The following is a 19078-nucleotide window of genomic DNA, read 5'->3' on the forward strand; positions in this document are numbered from 1 at the left end:
CTAGCTACCGAGGAGCAGACACTGGCCGTCGAAGCGGACGCCGCGCAGATCCGGGACGGCGGCAGTGACATCGTCGGTCGCTGCGTCGGGGCCGACACCGACGACGGTGCGGACACCCGCGGCGCGCGCGGCCGCTATTCCTGCGGGTGCGTCCTCGAACACCGCGCACCGATCGGGGGATATGCCAAGGCGTTGCGCGGCGAGCAAATACGGATCGGGGAACGGTTTCCCCCGTTCGACGTCCTCGCTGGTCACCAGAACGTCCGCGCGAACGAGGCCGGCCGACGCCATGCGCGCGGTGGCGATCGCCCGGCCTTCGGAGGTGACCACTGCCCAGCGCCCCCGAGGGCTGGACTCGAGAAGTTGTCGTGCGCCAGGTATCGCCATGACGTCGGCGGCGTGATCCAGCTCGCCTTGAATCAGCTCCGCGGTGGCCTCAGCGACATCGCCTGGCGCACTTACCAATTCAGCCACCAGGTCGGCGATTCGCCTGCCATGCTCGACATCACGGTGGAAGTCGAAATCCGGTGCCCACCGCTTGGCCCACGAGTTCCACGCGACGGCCGCGGCGTTGTGAGAGTCGACGAGGACACCATCGCAGTCGAGCAGAAGCCCGTCCACGCGCAGGCGCACAACGTCGATCTCGGTCACGAGGAAGCAGGGTATGACATGGGTATGGCTGAATTCAGCGGACGCGAGATCCTGGTGACCGGTGCCAGTGGTGGCATCGGCGCGGCGACGGTTCGAAAACTCACGACGCAGGGTGCGACGGTGTATGCGGCGGGCCGCGACGCCGAGAAGTTGACCACCCTGGCCAACCAGACCGGGGCCACGCCGGTCGTGTTCGACCTGACGTCCGAGACCGAGATCCGCGAGGGCGTCTCGGGCCTCGACCTGTGGGGTGTGGTGAATTGCGGTGGTTTCGGCGGAGAGATCGCGACGCCCCAAGACACCGATATCGCCGTGTTCGACGAGGTGATCAGCATCAATGCACGAGGAAGCCTGCTCGTCATCAAGTACGCAACTCCCGGAATGATCGCCCGCGGCGTGGGCGGATCCATCGTGAACGTCTCCAGCCAAGCGAGTTTGGTGGCGTTGCCGGGCCACATCTCCTACGGGTCGTCCAAGGCGGCGCTCGACAACATCACCCGCGTGGCCGCGCTCGAACTGGGTAGGCACAACATCCGCGTCAACAGCGTGAACCCGACCGTGGTCATGACCGAGATGTCCGCGCACTACTGGGGTCGCGCCGAGGTCGGTCCGCCGTTCCTGCAGCAGATGCCGCTGGGGCGGTGGGCTACCGAGGACGAGATCGCGTCGCCCATCTGTTTCCTGCTCAGCGATGACGCCTCGATGATCACCGGAGTATCGCTGCCGGTGGATGGCGGCTATTCCTGTCGCTAGTTTGGGAGCATGACGAGGGCGGTGTTCGGGGTCGTATTCGCGACGCCCGACCCGACAATCACCGTCAAAGCCACGCTGCCGCAGACGTTTCTGGAGATCGCGGCAAAAGCAGGCGCAGGCTGCCGAGGCCGTCTGACGCGAGGGCTGAGACCGGGAAAATCCGCCCACCAACGCGGCCAGTCACTGTAGCGTGGCCAAATGCCTTCCACCATGGTGACCGTCGACGGGATTCCCGTGCCGGTCGACGTCGCGGGCCCCGACAAGGGCTCCGTCGTAGTGGTACTCGGCGCGGCGCATCACGCGCCGTCGGCCTATGAGGCGATATGCCAGCGGCTGCACACCGCGTCGCTGCGGACCATCGTGATCGGCCCGGATCCGCGGCTGACCGCCAAATCCGTCATCGACATCCTCGACTCGCTCGATGTGCGCTGGGCGCTGCTGGTCGGTGATCGCATCGGCGGCGAACTTGCCTGGGAGCTGGCCGCCACCCGATTGGACCGCTTCATAGGGTTGGTGGTGATCGATCGAGGCCATCCGCGCGTCGCCGACCTGACCGGGGTCATCCGCGACGAGCACTGTCCGCCGGTCGAGATGAACACGACTGCGCTGGTCAGCACCCCTGCCGCGCGGGCCGTGGCCAAGGCCAGCCAGCGCTACGTGTACGGCGACTTCCGGCTCGTGGACCTGCTCGGCAGACGCAACGCCCAGGAGTCGACCGCCCAGCTGGCCGCCGAGATCGTCATGCGCACCAGCACCTGGTAGCCCGGTTACTGCGGCGGCTGATCGGGCGTCCACGCCTGCGGCAGGCCCGGATTCTGCGGGAACAGGAAGTCGACGAACGCCTGCGCGGTCGGCTGCGGCTCGTGGTTGGCCAGGCCGGGCCGCTCATTGGCCTCGATGAACACGTAATCGGTCCCGGTCACATCGGGAACGAGTAGGTCGATGCCCGTCACGGGGATGCCAATCGCATCGGCGGCGGTCACCGCGACCGCGCACAACTCCGGGTTCACCTCGGCGGTGACGTCGTGAATGGTGCCGCCCTGATGCAGGTTCGCGGTCCGACGAACCCGTAGTCGCACGCCTTCAGGCAACACATCGGAAAACGACCAACCGGCTTCGGTCACCGTCGCTTCGGTGACCTCGTCGATGGGGATGCGGGATTCACCACCGGTGGCCGCCGCGCGGCGCCGGCTCTGCGCATCGATCAGCTCGCGAACGGTGTGGTGTCCGGTGCCGATGACTTCGGCGGGCCGCCGCAGCGCCGCGGCCACCACCTTGTGGTCGATCACCACCAGCCGTAGATCGTCGCCCGGCGCGCGCTGCTCGATGAGCACGTCGGGATGCTGCTCACGCGCCCGTGCCAGGGCGGCGTCGAGTTCCTCGTGGCCGTCGACACCGACCGTGATGCCCTTGCCCTGCTCGCCCCGGGTGGGCTTGACCACGACGTCGCCGACCTCGTCGAGGAACGCGTAGTCCTCGTCGTCGAAGGTGGCCAATCTGCCTTTGGCGACGGCGATACCGGCCTCTGCGACGAGGCGCCTGGTCAGTCGTTTGTCATCGCATCGGGCCATCGCCACCGCAGATGTGAACTCCGACAACGACTCTCGGGTGACGACGCTGCGCCCGCCGTGCGACAGCCGCATCTCGCCGGCTTCGGCGTCGAGCACCTCCACCCAAATGCCGCGACGCATGGCTTCGTCGGCGATGATGCGTGCGTACGGATTGAGGTCGTCGACGGTCTCCGGCGGGTGAGTGAACAGCGGTTCGTTGATCGCATTCTTGCGTTTGACCGCCATCACCGGGACCCGCGTGAAGCCAAGTTTCTCGTACAGCGCGATCGCGGCCGAATTATCATGCGCCACAGACAAATCCATGTATGCCCGGCCGCGGTCGCGATAGATCGTGGCGAGCGCGCGTGTCAATGCCGCGCCAACGCCGGGCAGGCTCGACGTCGGGTCGACCGCCAGTGTCCACAGGCTCGAGCCGTTCTCCGGATCGGAGAACAGTCGCTGATGGTCGACGCCCGTTACGGTTCCCACGATGGTGCCGTCGTCATCGCGAACCGCGACGAGATAGTCGACCGCATCGCGATGAAGATGGTTGTCCCAGATGACATCAACGGGCGCCGATACCATCCCGCAGCGCAGGTACACCCGATTCATCGCGTCGGCGTCCGCGGCGTTTTGCAGCGTGCGCACCGAAAAGCCGGTGGGCGCCGCGGTCAGCTCCTCCTCGGAGAACCGCAGGCGATAAGTGTGGCTCGGGTCGATGAACAGCTCGGCGGGTGCGAGCGCGACGAGGACCTGCGGTTCGCGCGCGTACATGCAGATGTCGCGCCTGCCTTGGCCCTCGTGCCGCAGCACCTCGGCGAGCTTGCTCGGGTCGGCGAACGTCTGCCCGAAAATCAGTCGGCCCCAACCCAATTCGACGACGACATCGTCGGCCATCGCGTCGACCATGTGCTGCGGCGACGCATCGTGCAGGCCGAGGGTGATGGCCTCGGAATGGTCGGGATCAAGAGCCGTCATGCCGCGGCACCGGTGATGCCGTGGCGCTGCAACCACAGTTCCAGCAGCGCGATCTGCCAGAGCTCGTTGCCGCGCAACGGGGTGAGCCGGCCGTTGGGGTCGGCGAGCAACCGGTCGACCGCCTCCGGCCGGAACAGGCCGCGCTCCTTGGCGGCCGGCGCATACAGTGCGTCACGGACGAGGTTGAGGTACGGACCTTCCAGATGGGTCAACGCGGGCACGGGGAAGTAGCCCTTGGGCCGGTCGATGACATCCGCGGGAATCACCTTGCGCGCAGCCTCTTTCAGTACACCCTTGCCGTCGTGTGCAGTCTTCAGCTCGGGTGGACATGTGGCGGCCAGTTCAACCAGTTCATGGTCGAGGAACGGCACCCTGCCCTCCAGGCCCCACGCCATGGTCATGTTGTCGACCCGCTTGACCGGGTCGTCGACCAGCATCACGGTGGTGTCGAGTCGCAGCGCGCGGTCGACACCCGTGGCCGCACCCGTGCGCGCGAAGTGCTCGGCGACGAACTGCTCACTGGGATCCCCGTCGACGAGGTAGCCGGGCGCAATGATGCCCCGATATCCGGACGGGTCGCGGTCGAAGAACGCCTTGCGGTACTTGCCAACCGAGTCCTCGAGTGAGGTGGCTTCGGCCATCGGGGGATACCAGTGGTAGCCGGCGAACACCTCGTCGGCACCCTGCCCGGACTGCACGACCTTGACGTGCTTGGCGACTTCCTGGCTGAGCAGGTAGAAGGCCACGCAGTCGTGGCTGACCATCGGCTCACTCATAGAGCCGATCGCGCCGTCGAGCGCGGGCAGCATGCGCTCGGTGCCGATGCGGATCTGATGGTGGTCGGTCCCGAAGCGCTCGGCGACGATGTCTGAGTACTTGAACTCGTCACCCTTCACGCCGCCCACCGACTCGAAGCCGATCGAGAACGTCGCGAGGCCGTGCTGGCCGGCCTCTGCGAGCAGCCCAACGATCAGGCTGGAGTCGACGCCGCCCGACAGCAGGCATCCGACGGGCACGTCGGCCACCAGACGGCGATCGACAGCGACCCGCAACGCCTCGAGAACCGCGTCCTCCCAATCACGTTCGGACCAGTCGGCGCGCTCGTCGTTCCTGGTGAAGTCGGGCTCCCAATACGTTGTCGTGGTGCAGCGGCCGTCGGGCTCAATCGCGACGAGCGACGCGGGCGGAACCTTCGTCACGCCGCGCAGGATCGTGCGCGGCGCGGGCACCACCGAGTGGAAGGTCATGTAATGGTGCAGCGCAACGGCGTCGATGCGGGTGTCGACATCGCCGCCTGCGAGCAGGGCGGGCAACGACGAGGCGAACCGGATGCGCTTGCCGTCCTGGGACAGATACAGCGGCTTGATGCCAAGGCGGTCACGCCCGAGCACCACCCGACCGCTGTCGCGTTCGACGATCGCGAACGCGAACATGCCGAACAGGCGGTCGACGAAGCGGTCGCCCCAGTGGTGGTAGGCCTTCAGCAAGACCTCGGTGTCGCTGTGCGAGAAGAACCGGTAACCCTGCTCGCTCAGTTCGCGCCGCAACTGCTTGTAGTTGTATATACAGCCGTTCCAGCAGACCGCGAGCCCGAGGTCGGAATCGACCATCGGCTGCGCGCCTGCCTCGGACAGGTCAATGATTTTCAGGCGACGGTGGCCGAGCGCCACCCGACCCTGCGACCACACGCCAGCGGCGTCGGGACCCCGGGGCACCATCGCCTCGGCCATCGCCGAGACGGCGGCGACATCGGGTGTCCGGCCGTCCAAACGCACCTCGCCAGCGGCTCCGCACACTCAGCCGACCCTACCCACTGACGGGGCTCGTCAAACAATTCCGCCGTAGCTAGGACACGCCTTCCAACTGTTCGCCGGTCTCGTCGACCTGCTTGATCGGCCCGGTGAACCAGTTCTTCACCGACGCGTGCCAGTAGATCCACAACAGGATCAACACGCCGCCGACCAGCAGTGGGGTGTAGTTGACGAACTTCAACTCGAAGCTCGGATCCCACGGCATACCGCCGAGCGATGTCGGAAACATGGCGACGACGGATGTGACGATGATCTCGATCACCGCGACCGGACACATCCACTTCCAATGGTTGCCGAGGTTCCAGGAGCCTTGCTGGAACGAATCGCCCGCTTTCCAGCGGTAGTAGATCGGGACGGCGAAGCATAGATATAGGCCGACGACGCCGATCGAGACCACCGCGAAAAAGGCGACCGGCGATGGTACATCCTGGCCGTTGATCGGAATCTTGACCGCCACGATCGCGGGCACCGTGATGATCGCGGCGATCAGTGCTGTGATCATCACGCCGTTGGCAGGCACCCGCTTTGTGGTCAATTTCGACCACAGCTGGTGGCCGGGCACGGCCCGATCTCGGCTGAAGGCGAACAGCATGCGAGACGCGCTCGTCTGGCAGGCGACCGTGCAGAAGAACTGGCCGGCGGTCGAGATGAACAGCACGGTCGCCATCCACTTCGAGGTAAGGGCCTGGCTGAAGATGGTCGCCACCGCGCCGCCGTTGGCGGAGACCGCATCCGAATCCTGCACCGCGAAAAGGAAGGTCAAGAGCAGGATCCAGCCGCCGATCGCGGAGTAGAAGATCGACTGCCAAATGCCTCTCGCCGCCGCGTTGGCCGCGCTCTTGGTCTCCTCGGAAAGATGGGCGGACGCGTCGTAGCCGGTGATCGTGTACTGCGTCAGGATCGCCGAGATCGGCAGTACGAACAGCAGGAAGCCGAAGCCGGATGTGGCGCCGCCGAAGATTCCGGTGTTGTTGATCGTCTTGGCAAACACGTCACCGAAGCTGGCGTGCTGCTCGGGGACGGCCCACAAGATGAGGATCACGGCCGCGGCGCCAGCCACGTGCCACCACACCGAGATGTTGTTGATGACGGCCAACAGGTGCGACGAGAAGATGTTGATGGTGGCCGAGATGGCCAGGATGATCAGGAAGATGATGAACGTCCGGGTGAGGCTGTAGCCGGCGAGCCAACCCTCGCTGAACGTGCCGAGCGTCAGATCCAGGAACGTCGCGCAGCCGTAGGCCACAGATGCCAGGATCGCGATCAGCCCGATCAGGTTCAGCCAGCCCGTGTAGAACCCGGCCTTGACGCCACCGAGTTTGCTTGCCCACCAATAGATTCCGCCGGAGGTCGGGAACGCCGACACCAGTTCGGACATGCACAGGCCGATGATCAGGATGAACGCCGACACGATCGGCCAGCCCCATGCGATCGCTGCGGGACCGCCGTTGTTCCAGCCGAGGCCGAACGAGGTGAAGCAGCCCGCCAGGATCGAGATGATCGAGAACGAGATGGCGAAGTTGGAGAAGCCCGACCAGGACCGCTGCAACTCCTGCACGTAGCCGAGCTTGGCGAGATGCTGCTCGTCTTCATTCAATTGCTCATGGCCCTCTGGCACGACGGTTCTCCTTCACCGATGGGGACAGGCAGTTTCCCTACGGACAATAGGCCGCTATTGGTCTGGCGTCCTACCTTTGGAGATGACGGGTACGTAAAACTTCCCCGCAGGGGGCCCAGCGGGGCGACTAGCTGGCGTTTCGGGTCTTTCCGAACTGCCTCCGTCTCGATATTGACGTGGGGATACGCCGTCATTATTGTCCAAGTTGTCTGACAACTTTGGCCAAATTGCCGAGGAGGCCGCCATGGCGGATTACAAGCGGGCAGTCGGATCGGTCACCTATCGGGACGCAGAACACGGTTATTTCGAACGGCGCAAGTTGCGCCGGCACGCCGCGTTCTGGTCGCTGTGGGCGCTCGGTGTCGGCGCCGTCATATCCGGAGATTTCTACGGCTGGAACGTCGGTCTGGACGCCGGCGGATTCGGCGGTCTGCTGATTGCGGGCGTCATCATCACGGTCATGTACTACGGCCTGTGCTACAGCATCGCCGAGATGTCACCCGCACTGCCTCACACCGGTGGCGCCTATTCCTTCTCACGGTCCGCGATGGGCCCGTGGGGCGGATTCGTCACCGGCCTGGCCGAAAACATGGAATACGTGATCACGCCCGCTGTGGTCGTCAGTGCCATGGGATTCCTGTCCCACGACATCGTTTTTGAGCTGGCCGGAGCCGACGGATGGTGGAACAGCCCGGTGCTTTGGGCAGCGGTCTTCTACATCATCTTCGTCGGCATCAACATCATGGGCATCGAGATCACCATGCGGTTTACGGTGGTGATCACGTTGCTGGCGCTTGGAATCCTCGGGTTCTTCTTCCTCGCAGTGCTTTTCTCGGGCAAGTTCGACTTCGGCCTGCTGACCAACATCCCACCGGATGACGGCGGAAACAGCTTCCTGCCGAGGGGAATTTGGGGCATCTTCCCCGCCTTGCCGTTCGCGATCTGGTTCTACCTGGCGATCGAGGAACTGCCGCTGGCCGCGGAGGAGTCGCATGATCCCAGGCGCGACATTCCGCGTGCGACGATCTGGGGTCTCAACACGCTGGTGCTGTTCGCGGTGCTGACCCTGTTCCTGAACACGGGTGTCGGAGGTGGCGCAGCAAGTATCGGCACGTCGGCGACCCCGTTGTTCGACGGGTTCAAGGCGGTCTTCGGCGAGGGCACCGGGGCCGCGATTCTCGCCACGATCGGGTTGATCGGGTTGATCGCGAGCTTCTTCACGATCATCTACGCGTACGGGCGCAATACCTATTCGCTTTCGCGCGCAGGTTATTTCCCGCAGGTCCTGTCGATCACCCACCCGAAGCGGCATACGCCGTACGTCGCGCTGATCGCCGGTGCGGTCGTCGGTTTCCTGCTCGTGTGGTTGATGTACTTGCTCGGCCAGAGCCAGAACGCGCTCGCGGGAAAGATCGTCGGTGCGCTGCTGTACATGGCCGTCTTCGGTGCGGTGATCTCCTACTTCATGCAGTGCACAGCGTTCATCATGCTGCGCCGCAAGCTGCCGAACATCGAACGGCCCTACCGCAGTCCGTGGGGGGTCGCGGGCGCCGCCGTCGCCGCTTTCATTGCGCTCGTCGCGCTCATCTCCTTGTTCTTCAATTCGGACTACCGCCCCGGTGTGGTCGGGACACTGGTCTATTTCGTGATCGGTCTGCTCTATTTCGCGGTCGTGGGGCGGCACAAGCTGGTGCTCTCGCCTGAAGAGGAGTTCGCGCTTTCGCATGGGCAGTACGGCGTGAACCTGGAAACGGAGGGCTACGGCGCGATGTCCGCTACCCAGATCGCGGCCGACAACCCGAAGACTCCCTCAGCGTGAGCTGAGGGGCAGCCGTGTCGCTGGTCCTGGGAGTCGATGTCGGCTCGCAGAGCATCAAAGCCGTCCTCGTCGACGAGGCTGGCGACGTCGTGTCCACCGGTTCGGCCACGCTGAGCATGACGCACCAGCATGACGGCTGGGCGGAGCAGGATCCCCAGAGTTATTGCGCCGCACTGCGAGACGCCGTCCGGGTGGCGACGGATGGCATCGATTCCTCGCGCGTGGTGGCAATGGGTCTCGGCAGCCAGGTGGACGGCGTCGTTGCCTGCGACGCGAATGGCGAGTCCTTGCGTCCGGCGATCATCTGGCTGGACAAGCGGGCGACGGAGCAGTGCGGCCGCCTGGTCGCGGCGGTCGGAGAGGAGACGCTGACCGAGCGGACGGGGCTGGTGGCCGACGCCTCGCACAGTGCTCCGAAAATGATGTGGATCCGCGACCACGAACCGCAGGTCTGGCAGCGCACGGTGACGCTGGCGCCCGTCGGCTCCTATCTGCTGCACCGCCTGACCGGCTCGCACGCCCAGGACGCCGCGAACGCGTCGTCCACCATGGTGTACGACGTCACCCGCGGGGACTTCGACCGATCGCTCTGTCTAGCAGCGGATCTGGATCCATCGATGTTCGCGCCGGTTCGGCGGTCCACGGACGTGGTCGGCACACTACTACCCGGCATCGCCGCGGAGTTCGGTCTGCCCGCGGAGTGCTCCGTAGTCGTCGGCACCGGCGACGAGCATGCCGCATCGGTGGGTGCAGGAGCGATCGAAGCCGGCGTGGTCGTCGACGTCACCGGGACGGCCGAACCCGTGACGACAGTGTCGGCGGCACCCGTGCGCGACCCGCTCGGCCTCGTCGAGACACACGGCCACGCGGTACCTGGCGCGTGGTTGATCGAGAATCCCGGATTCGTCAGCGGTGGTAGCACGCTCTGGCTCGCCGGGGTGCTGGGCATGCCGCAGGCCGAGGTGTTTCCGTTGGCGTGCAAGGCGCCGCCGGCCAGTGAAGGCGTGTTGTTCCTGCCTGCGCTGTCGGGGGCGACGGCACCGCGGTGGAACGACAAGATGCGCGGCGCGCTGCTGGGCCTGGCGATGAACCACACACCGGCCCACGTCGCCCGCGCAGTACTCGAAGGCTGCGCATTTGCGTTGCGCGACATCGTCGATCGCCTCGATGCGCTTGGCCTCGGTCGCGGAGAGGTGCGCATCGTCGGGGGCGGCGCCCGCGACAACCTGTGGGCGGCGATCAAGGCCAGCGTGCTTGGACGGCCAGTGCGGCGAGTGCTCACCGCGGAGGCGACCGCCGTTGGCGCCGCGATGGTCGCGGGCGTCGGTACCGGCTTCTTCGCCGATTTCGCCGAAGCGTCTGTTGCGGTTCGACTCGCTCCGGCCGCCATCGATCCTCAGCCCGAGGCCACCAAGACCTACGCCGACGCCTACCGCCGTTATCTCGCCGCGTTCGATGCCGTCGAATCGGCTCTGGGGCAGCCTGATTCATTGGCCCGGCCAACGTGATTACCGTCCCTGATCCGGCGTCGCTGCTGTCGACTCTGCGAGCCGACGGCCACGACGGGCTGCCCGATGTCGACGTCCGCATCGGCTCGTCGGTGCTGGACGGCGCAATTACCGACAGCGCCGAGAGGTTCATCGGAAGGGACTCCCTGATCCTCAGCGACGGCGCACCGTATCGCACGACGGCCGGGCCGGTGGTGGAGCGGCTCGCAGTCCGTCTCGGCTGCCGCGTGATCCAGCTGGGAGCGGGAACGGTCAGGGCCGACGAGCAAACCGTCGAACAGGCCGTCGCAGAAGTGGGGGAGCACCGGCTCCTGATCTCGGTCGGGTCCGGCACGCTCACCGACATCGCAAAGGTCACCGCCCTGCGCACCGGAAACCACCATGTGGCTATCCAAACAGCCTGCAGCATCAATGGTTTCATCGCCGATCGCAGCGTTCTCGTCATCGCGGGAGCGAAACGCACCGTGCAGTCGAGGTGGCCCGACGTGCTGGTTGCCGACACCAACATCCTTGCCTCGGCGCCGTGGCAGTTGAATCTTGCGGGGGTAGGCGACCTTTCGACGGTTCCCAACGCGGTCGCCGAGTGGCGACTGGCCGCCCGCCTCGGTCATGGGCCGCCGTACAACGCGGCCGTGGTCGAGGACATCCTCGCCGCCAACCCGGTGCTGCCCAGACTTGGCCGGGCGGCACGCGACGCGGAGCCCGACGGACTGACCGACCTGGCCCGGCTGTTGGCGGCCAGTGGATTGTCGATGGGGATCGTCGGGTCGACGGCGCCGGCTTCGGGCACCGAGCACGCGGTCTCGCACCTGATGGAGATGGCCCGGAGTCGCGAGGGCCGACCGACCGCGGCGCACGGCATGCAGGTCACGGTCGCGACCCGGCTGGCGGTGCGGGTCTGGCAACTCGTCGACGCGACGATCCGGTCGGGCGACGCCAAGGTGCAGATTCCCGACGAAGCGACGAGCCGCGACGCCGTCGTACGGGCATTCACCGAGTTCGACCCGCAGACCGCGCAAGAGTGCTGGACGGCGTACTCGGCAAAGCGAAACTGGCTGCTGGCGCACCAATCCGAGGTCGAGGCCGTGATCTCGGAGTGGGACGCGTTCGCGCGGTCGCTGGGACTCGCTTCACCGGAACAATTCGACGAGATCAGCAACGCGAGCGGCCTGCCTACCCGCGCACAAGACCTAGGTGCCGGCTACGACGACGACCTGTTGTTCTGGGCACTGCGAAATTCCCATCTACTACGAGAGCGCATTTCGATCGTGGACCTCGCCGACCTGCTCGGGGTGTGGTCAGACAAGACGGCGCGGTCGATCGTGGCCGACGCCTCGAAAGCAACGGAATAGGAGCGCTGCCGTGTCTGAATTCGTGTTCATGCTCACCCACGGGGACCGAACCATCGAACACGCCACCGAGGTCGTGCCGGAGCTGGCCGACACCGGGCTGCGCTACATCGGGTTCAAGGACGTCGGCGCGGATGCCTCACGGCAGCGGGAGCTGACATCGCTGGCCCACGAAGCGGGCTTCGAGGTGATGTTGGAGGTGGTGTCGACCAGCAAGGAGGACGAACTTGCGTCGCTAAACGCAGCGGCCGCGGCGGGAGTGGACTGGGTACTCGGCGGCACCCACGCCTCAGCCGCCGCGGGCCTGTTGCCGGATGAGGTGCGCTACTGCCCATTCCCGGGCACGGTTGTCGATCATCCGAGTGTGCTGCTCGGCAGCATCGACGAAATCGCAAGCGACGCTGAAAGACTCACCGGACTAGCCCACGTCAGCGGACTCGACCTGCTGGCGTATCGCCATCCGACCGCCGATCACGAGGCACTTATCCGTGAAGTGGTGCGCCGCTCGAGCGGCCCGGTGATCGTCGCGGGATCGATCGCGACCATCGACCGGGTGCGCGCGGTCAGCGATGCGGGGGCGTGGGGTTTCACCATCGGCAGCGCCATCTTCGACGGCCTGTTGCCCGGTGCACCGTCCGTCGCAGACCAGGTTCGCGGCGTGCTGGCGGCGACGACCGCCGGTGCGGCCCGCGAGGGCCGGACGTAGGCTGTGCAGAGTGTCCGGCCGTACTTTGCTCGCCGACCGGCTGCGTGACGAGTTGCTGGAGGAGATCTCCAGTTCGCGGTTGCAGCCCGGGACCAAGTTGCCGAGCGAGGGAGAACTAGCCAAGCGCTTCAAGGTATCTCGCGCGACGGTGCGAGAAGCGGTGCGCGGGCTGGTCGAGGCCGGATATGTCAGTCGTCGTCGCGGATCGGGGAGCTACATCACCGAGCGGCGGCGCATGCCACACGGACTCGATGCGACGCTGAGCTACCTCGCGATGATCGAGACGGCGGGGGCCCGCGCTGGCATGCGCATCCTGCAAGCAGCCTTCGAGCCGTGCGAACCAGACGACGCTGCACTGCAACTCGAGTCGGGCGACACCGTGCTGGCGGTCGAGCGGGTGCGCACGGCCAACGATCAACCGGTGATCTACTCGCTTGACCGCATCCCCGCTCGGCTGCTGCGTACCGACCTCGATCTCAAGCACCTGGATCCGTCGCTGTTCGCGCTGCTGAGTTCCTGCGGGCACGCGGCGGACCACGCCACCGCGACGCTGCGGGCGGTCGCCAGCACCAGCCAGACCGCGAAGGTGCTTGGCGTGCGGAGGGGCAGGCCGCTGCTGTACATCGAGGAAGTCGACTATGGGCGCGACGGCACCCCGGTGATGCTGTCGCGCGAGTGGCATGTGTCCGAAGCCTTCGATGTCCGAATCAATCGGAAGGCCAATACGCTGCGCGCCGTCTCGGCGTCGACGACCGCATAACCGGTGTTATTGAGTTCTAATGGTCTGATGCCCTACCTTTAGGGTGAGAATTCGCTAAATCTCCAAGGTCAGACAGGCGGGATGTGGTTTCCAATGGTTGACTTCTCGTCATGACTGGCATGTTGTCGCAATCCGAGCTCGAGTCGCTGGTGGCCGCAGGCGACATCGACACCGTCATAGTCGCGTTCTGTGACATGCAGGGCCGGTTGACCGGCAAACGGGTTTCGGCCCGCCTGTTCGTCGAGGACGTCGCCGCCCACGGCGCTGAGTGTTGCAACTATCTGCTCGCAGTCGACGTCGACATGAACACGGTTGACGGCTACGCCATCTCCAGCTGGGAGACCGGCTACGGCGACATGGTGATGACGCCCGATTTCGCCACGCTGCGGCTGCTGCCGTGGCTGCCCGGCACCGCGATGGTGATGGCCGACTTGTCGTGGACCGACGGCACCCCTGTCACCCAGGCGCCGCGCAGCATCCTCAATCGCCAGATCGACCGGCTCGCCGAGCGCGGTCTGGTGCCCTACGTGGGCACCGAGCTGGAGTTCATGGTGTTCGACGACGGTTTCCGTCAGGCGTGGGCGAAGGGCTACCGAGGACTGACCCCGGCCACCGATTACAACGTCGACTACGCGATGCTGGCGTCCACCCGGATGGAGCCGCTGCTGCGCGACATCCGGCTGGCGATGGACGGCGCGGGCATGTACTGCGAAGGCGTCAAGGGTGAATGCAATTACGGCCAGCAGGAGATCGCATTCCGCTACGACCATGCGCGCGTTACATGCGACAACCACACGATCTACAAGAACGGCGCCAAGGAGATCGCCGACCAGCACGGCAAGAGCCTGACGTTCATGGCCAAGTTCGACGAGCGCGAAGGCAACAGCTGCCACATCCACATCTCGCTTCGCGGTGACGACGGCGCGGCGGTGTTCGCCGATAAAGATGACGAGCTAGGTATGTCGCCGATGTTCCGCAGCTTCATCGCAGGGCAGCTCGCGACAATGCGCGAGCTGACATTGTTGTACGCGCCGAACATCAACTCCTACAAGCGATTCGTGGAGGGCAGCTTCGCGCCGACCGCGATCGCGTGGGGTCTGGACAACCGGACCTGCGCGCTGCGCGTTGTTGGCCACGGGCACGGCATGCGGATGGAGAACAGGGCCCCCGGTGGCGACGTCAATCAGTACCTCGCCGTATCCGCTTTGATCGCGGGCGGACTCTATGGCATCGAACGAGAGCTCGACTTGCCGGAAGCGTTGGAGGGCAACGCCTATACGTCCGGGGCGGAACGGTTGCCCACCACGTTGGCCGAGGCCGCTGCGCTGTTCGGCAAGTCCGAGGTGGCCCGCGAGGCATTCGGCGACGACGTCGTGGAGCACTACCTGAACAACGCACGGATCGAACTGAACGCGTTCAACGGTGCGGTGACGGATTGGGAAAGGGTGCGAGGTTTTGAGCGGCTCTAGACCGGTTATCGGACTCACCACGTATCTGCAGCAGGCACAGACCGGGGTGTGGGACGTGCGGGCCAGCTTTCTGCCCGCCATCTACATCGACGGGGTGAACATGGCTGGCGGCATCGCCGGGTTGCTTCCGCCGCAGCCGGTGGACGCCGAGATCGCCTCGCGGATTCTTGACGGCCTGGACGGGCTGATCCTCACCGGGGGTCGCGACGTGGTACCGGAAGGCTATGGGCAGCAACCACATCCAGCCACGGATGAAGCGGTCGCCGACAACCGCCAGCGCGACGCGCTCGAGTACGCGTTGGTGCGCGAGGCGATCCTGCGGGGCATACCGCTGTTGGGCATCTGCCGCGGGGCACAGGTGATCAACGTCGCGCTGGGCGGGACGCTGCACCAGCATCTGCCCGATGTCGTCGGCCACGCGCACCACCAGCAAGGCAATGCGGTGTTCTCCACATCCGCGGTGCGTACCGTGCCGGGAACGCGGCTGGCCTCGTTGATCGGCGAGTCGTCGGACGCGCAGTGCTATCACCACCAGGCCATTGACAAGCTGGGCGACGGCCTGATCGTGTCCGCTCAGGACTCCGATGGGGTCATCGAGGCCGTCGAAATCCCCGGGGAGAACTTCGTTTTGGCGGTCCAATGGCATCCCGAGGAACGCTTGGATGATCTGCGGCTGTTCGCCGCGGTGGTGCAGGCTGCGGCCGTGTACGCGAAGGAAACCCCTGGGGGCAGGAGCGAAGCGACTCGGGGGAAGGTAGGAGCGTGATGTCCTCGGAAATCATCAACCCGGCCACCGAAGAGGTGCTGCGCACGGTCGAGCAGACCGACGAGGCGGGGGTCGACGATGCGGTGGCCCGCGCCAAGGCGGCGCAACGCGATTGGGCACGACTGGCCCCCGCCGAGCGTGCGGCGGCGCTGCGCTCCTTCGCCGCGATGGTCGACGCGCACGTCGGCGAGCTTGCGGAGCTGGAGGTCGCCAACTCCGGTCACCCGATCAGCAACGCGGAGTGGGAGGCCGGCCACGTCCGCGACGTGCTGCAGTACTACTCGGCGACTCCGGAGCGGTTGTCCGGCAAGCAGATTCCGGTGGCGGGTGGACTCGACATCACGTTCAACGAACCGCTCGGCGTCGTCGGCGTCATCACGCCGTGGAACTTCCCGATGACGATCGCGTCGTGGGGCTTCGCGCCCGCGCTGGCCGCCGGCAATGCGGTCCTGGTCAAGCCGGCGGAGTGGACGCCGCTGACCACGATCCGGCTCGGCGAGCTCGCCGCCGAGGCGGGTCTGCCCGCTGACCTGTTCCAGGTATTGCCGGGCAAGGGTTCGGTCGTGGGGGAGCGTTTCGTCAGCCATCCCGATGTACGCAAGATCGTGTTCACCGGGTCGACCGAGGTCGGCACGCGGGTGATGGCCGGGGCCGCCGCTCAGGTCAAGCGCGTCACCCTTGAGCTGGGCGGTAAGAGCGCCAACATCGTGTTCGACGACTGCGACCTGGAGAAGGCCGCGGCGACTGCACCCTACGGTGTATTCGACAACGCGGGACAGGACTGCTGCGCCCGGAGCCGAATCCTGGTGCAGCGCAGCGTCTACGACCGGTTCATGGAGCTGCTCGAGCCAGCGGTCAAGGGTGTTGTGGTCGGTGACCCGAGGAACAAGGACACCGAGATGGGTCCACTGGTCTCGAAACCGCACTGGAATACGGTGGCGTCGTTCGTGCCTGACGATGCGCCAGTCGCGTTCCGAGGCGATGCGCCGTCGGGACCGGGCTACTGGTTCCCGCCGACGGTGTTGACGCCGTCGCGTACCGACCGCACCGTCACCGAGGAGATCTTCGGGCCAGTGGTGACGGTGCTGCCGTTCGAGAATGAGGCTGACGCCATCGCGCTCGCCAATGACACGCCGTATGGGTTGTCGGGCTCGATATGGACCGACAACCTGTCGCGGGCGCTGAGGGTGTCGCGCGCTGTGGAATCCGGGAATCTGTCGGTCAATTCGCACTCGTCGGTGCGCTACAACACGCCGTTCGGCGGGTTCAAGCAGTCGGGACTGGGTCGCGAGCTCGGCCCCGACGCGCCGCTGTCGTTTACCGAAACCAAAAACGTCTTCTACGCGATCGGAGATGCCTGATGGATCTGACCCAACGACTGGCCGGCAAGGTCGCGGTGATCACCGGCGGGGCCGGAGGCATCGGACTTGCAACCGGCCGGCGGATGCACGCCGAAGGCGCGAGGATCGTGGTCGGCGACATCGACCCGACGGCGGGCAAGGTCGCGGCCGACGAACTCGACGGATTGTTTGTCCCCGTTGATGTCTCGGACGAAGCGGCCGTCGACAACCTGTTCGACACCGCCGCCGACACCTATGGCTCGGTCGACATCGCGTTCAACAACGCAGGCATCTCACCGCCAGACGACGACGTCATCGAAACGACCGAGCTGCCCGCGTGGCAGAAGGTGCAGGACATCAACCTCAAGTCGGTGTACCTGTCCTGCCGGGCGGCGCTGCGCCACATGGTGCCGGCCGGGAAGGGGTCGATCATCAACACCGCGTCGTTCGTCGCGGTGATGGGCTCGGCGACCTCGCAGATCTCCTACACCGCATCCAAGGGCGGCGTGCTGGCGATGTCGCGCGAGCTCGGAATTCAGTACGCGCGCAGTGGTATTCGGGTCAATGCGCTGTGTCCCGGCCCGGTCAACACCCCGCTGCTGCAGGAATTGTTCGCCAAGGATCCCGAACGCGCGGCGCGTCGGCTGGTGCACGTGCCGATGGGCCGGTTCGCCGAGCCGGAGGAGCTAGCCGCCGCGGTGGCTTTCCTCGCCAGCGATGATTCGTCGTTCATCACTGGCGCCACCTTCCTGGTCGACGGTGGCATCAGCGGCCACTACGTCACGCCGATCTAATGTCTGCCGACCCGGACGTCCCATTGGCCAGCGAGGCATTGCTGCGCCCGGTCCGTCCTGGGAACCCGTTCGAGGACACGGTCGAACGGCTGCTGCAGAACATCAGGCTAGGTGTGCTGCAGCCGGGCGAATCGCTTCCGCCCGAACGCGAACTGGCCGCGCGGCTCGGGGTCAGCCGCGACACTGTGCGCGAGGCCATCAAGTCACTGGCCGACGCGGGATATCTGGTGTCGCGTCGCGGTCGCTACGGCGGTACGTTCCTGGCCGACGAACTGCCCCGCCATACCGACAGCCCGCGCGTCAGCCGTGAGGAGCTCGACGATGCGTTGCGTCTGCGGGAGATTCTCGAGGTCGGCGCGGCACGAATGGCGGCCAGTCGCACGCTGACCGCGGGGGAGCGGGAAGTGTTGTGGTCGCGGATGACCGATGTCCGCGGCGCCCCGCCCGACGACTATCGGCGGCTGGACTCGCGGCTGCATCTGGCGATTGCGGAGGCGGCGGGCTCGCCGTCGTTGGTCCCGCTGGTCGCCGAGAATCGGATGCGGTTGAACGCGCTGCTCGACCAGATTCCGTTGCTGCCCCGCAATATCGCACACTCGGACGAACAGCACGAGGCGATCGTCCTCGCGATCCTGGCCGCCGACGGTGACGGTGCAGCCGCGGCGATGCGAGCACACGTCGCGGGTTCTGCCGCTCTGCTGCATGGCTTCCTGGACTGAACGAAGAGGTGAGAGATGAAGCCCGCCGGTGTACACCACGTCGCCATCTGCGTCGCCGATGCGAAAAAGGGTTTGGCCTTCTATCGCGACGTGCTCGGGATGACGCAACTGCCTCGCCCGGACGTCGGCCCGGGTTTCTGGCTCGATGCTGGCGGTCAGCAGGTCCACCTGATGGAATCCGACGCACAGCCGCCCGGTGCGAACCACTTCGCGATCCGTGTCGACGATATCGACGCCGCGGTGGCCGACCTTCAGGAGCATGGAGTCGAAGTGCACCGGGTGCCGCTGATCGCCGGCTCCGGGCACCAGGCGTTCCTGCATGATCCGTTCGGCAATTTCATCGAGTTGAATCAGCCGGAATAGCGAGGCTCAGAACTTCTGTTGGACCGGCTTGTATTTCAGCGCGTACCGGTAGAAGTCTGCGTTCTTGAGCTGTCCGGCCGCCGCTTCGTCGACGACGACCGTGACGTGCGCATGCAGCTGCACG

The 19078-nt window shown here is 65.8% G+C and carries 18 protein-coding genes; 14 read left to right on the top strand and 4 right to left on the bottom strand.

Annotated elements, in window-relative coordinates; genetic code table 11:
• Positions 1-651, bottom strand: coding sequence for an HAD-IA family hydrolase (locus tag MYCSM_RS11665; RefSeq protein WP_232425759.1), 651 nt, complete (start codon positions 649-651; stop codon positions 1-3).
• 24 nt (positions 652-675) lie between these two features.
• Between MYCSM_RS11665 and MYCSM_RS11670 the strand changes: the two genes are divergently transcribed.
• The 3 genes from MYCSM_RS11670 to MYCSM_RS11675 are packed head-to-tail and all read left to right on the top strand — an operon-like array spanning position 676 to position 2166.
• Positions 676-1404 (top strand): SDR family oxidoreductase, encoded by a 729-nt coding sequence (locus MYCSM_RS11670; protein ID WP_041311864.1) that lies wholly within the window; start codon positions 676-678, stop codon positions 1402-1404.
• 9 nt (positions 1405-1413) lie between these two features.
• Entirely contained in the window at positions 1414-1593 is a 180-nt protein-coding gene (locus tag MYCSM_RS37130; RefSeq protein ID WP_157681315.1) for a hypothetical protein, read from the top strand.
• Positions 1594-1602: 9 nt separating this feature from the next.
• Positions 1603-2166 carry an alpha/beta fold hydrolase gene (locus MYCSM_RS11675; protein WP_015306355.1) on the top strand — a complete coding sequence of 188 codons (564 nt, stop codon included), beginning with the start codon at positions 1603-1605 and terminating at the stop codon, positions 2164-2166.
• Between the two features lie 5 nt (positions 2167-2171).
• Here the strand turns inward: MYCSM_RS11675 and ngg are convergent, their stop codons facing one another.
• Genes ngg through MYCSM_RS11690 form a run of 3 tightly spaced genes read right to left on the bottom strand, consistent with a single transcriptional unit; the run spans position 2172 to position 7361 of the window.
• On the bottom strand, positions 2172-3932 hold the full coding sequence (gene ngg, locus MYCSM_RS11680) for an N-acetylglutaminylglutamine synthetase (protein ID WP_015306356.1): 1761 nt from the start codon (positions 3930-3932) through the stop codon (positions 2172-2174).
• A complete protein-coding gene (locus tag MYCSM_RS11685) occupies positions 3929-5728 on the bottom strand; it encodes an N-acetylglutaminylglutamine amidotransferase (protein ID WP_015306357.1) in 1800 nt (599 codons plus the stop codon). Before MYCSM_RS11685 ends, ngg begins: the two co-directional genes overlap by 4 nt.
• Before the next feature lie 49 nt (positions 5729-5777).
• Positions 5778-7361, bottom strand: a complete 1584-nt coding sequence (locus MYCSM_RS11690) for an amino acid permease (protein ID WP_015306358.1) — start codon at positions 7359-7361, stop codon at positions 5778-5780.
• A 244-nt stretch (positions 7362-7605) separates the two neighbouring features.
• Here MYCSM_RS11690 and eat point away from each other — a divergent pair, with 244 nt between their 5' ends.
• From eat to MYCSM_RS11745, 11 genes are all read left to right on the top strand, one after another.
• On the top strand, positions 7606-9180 hold the full coding sequence (gene eat / locus MYCSM_RS11695) for an ethanolamine permease (RefSeq protein ID WP_015306360.1): 1575 nt from the start codon (positions 7606-7608) through the stop codon (positions 9178-9180).
• Between the two features lie 14 nt (positions 9181-9194).
• Positions 9195-10688, top strand: a complete 1494-nt coding sequence (locus MYCSM_RS11700) for a xylulokinase (protein ID WP_015306361.1) — start codon at positions 9195-9197, stop codon at positions 10686-10688.
• Positions 10685-12040, top strand: coding sequence for an iron-containing alcohol dehydrogenase (locus MYCSM_RS11705; protein WP_015306362.1), 1356 nt, complete (start codon positions 10685-10687; stop codon positions 12038-12040). Before MYCSM_RS11700 ends, MYCSM_RS11705 begins: the two co-directional genes overlap by 4 nt.
• A 10-nt stretch (positions 12041-12050) precedes the next feature.
• Positions 12051-12743: a 1-(5-phosphoribosyl)-5-((5-phosphoribosylamino)methylideneamino)imidazole-4-carboxamide isomerase gene (locus MYCSM_RS11710; RefSeq protein WP_015306363.1), complete on the top strand. Its 693-nt coding sequence runs from the start codon at positions 12051-12053 to the stop codon at positions 12741-12743.
• A gap of 10 nt (positions 12744-12753) precedes the next feature.
• Positions 12754-13503, top strand: a complete 750-nt coding sequence (locus MYCSM_RS35230; protein WP_015306364.1) for a GntR family transcriptional regulator — start codon at positions 12754-12756, stop codon at positions 13501-13503.
• A gap of 110 nt (positions 13504-13613) precedes the next feature.
• The gene (locus MYCSM_RS11720) at positions 13614-14972 is read left to right on the top strand and encodes a glutamine synthetase family protein (RefSeq protein ID WP_015306365.1); all 1359 of its coding nucleotides are present in this window, start codon (positions 13614-13616) and stop codon (positions 14970-14972) included.
• The gene (locus MYCSM_RS11725; protein ID WP_015306366.1) at positions 14959-15738 is read left to right on the top strand and encodes a gamma-glutamyl-gamma-aminobutyrate hydrolase family protein; all 780 of its coding nucleotides are present in this window, start codon (positions 14959-14961) and stop codon (positions 15736-15738) included. Before MYCSM_RS11720 ends, MYCSM_RS11725 begins: the two co-directional genes overlap by 14 nt.
• Complete coding sequence (locus MYCSM_RS11730; protein ID WP_015306367.1) at positions 15738-17099, top strand: aldehyde dehydrogenase family protein; 1362 nt, start codon at positions 15738-15740, stop codon at positions 17097-17099. Before MYCSM_RS11725 ends, MYCSM_RS11730 begins: the two co-directional genes overlap by 1 nt.
• The gene (locus tag MYCSM_RS11735; protein WP_198345074.1) at positions 17096-17872 is read left to right on the top strand and encodes a 3-oxoacyl-ACP reductase; all 777 of its coding nucleotides are present in this window, start codon (positions 17096-17098) and stop codon (positions 17870-17872) included. The genes MYCSM_RS11730 and MYCSM_RS11735 overlap by 4 nt, the downstream gene beginning before the upstream one ends.
• Positions 17872-18591 (top strand): FadR/GntR family transcriptional regulator, encoded by a 720-nt coding sequence (locus MYCSM_RS11740; RefSeq protein WP_015306369.1) that lies wholly within the window; start codon positions 17872-17874, stop codon positions 18589-18591. The genes MYCSM_RS11735 and MYCSM_RS11740 overlap by 1 nt, the downstream gene beginning before the upstream one ends.
• 15 nt (positions 18592-18606) lie before the next feature.
• On the top strand, positions 18607-18954 hold the full coding sequence (locus tag MYCSM_RS11745) for a VOC family protein (RefSeq protein ID WP_015306370.1): 348 nt from the start codon (positions 18607-18609) through the stop codon (positions 18952-18954).
• Positions 18955-19078: the final 124 nt, after the last annotated feature.

It is taken from the genome of Mycobacterium sp. JS623 (assembly GCF_000328565.1).
Taxonomy (GTDB): domain Bacteria; phylum Actinomycetota; class Actinomycetes; order Mycobacteriales; family Mycobacteriaceae; genus Mycobacterium.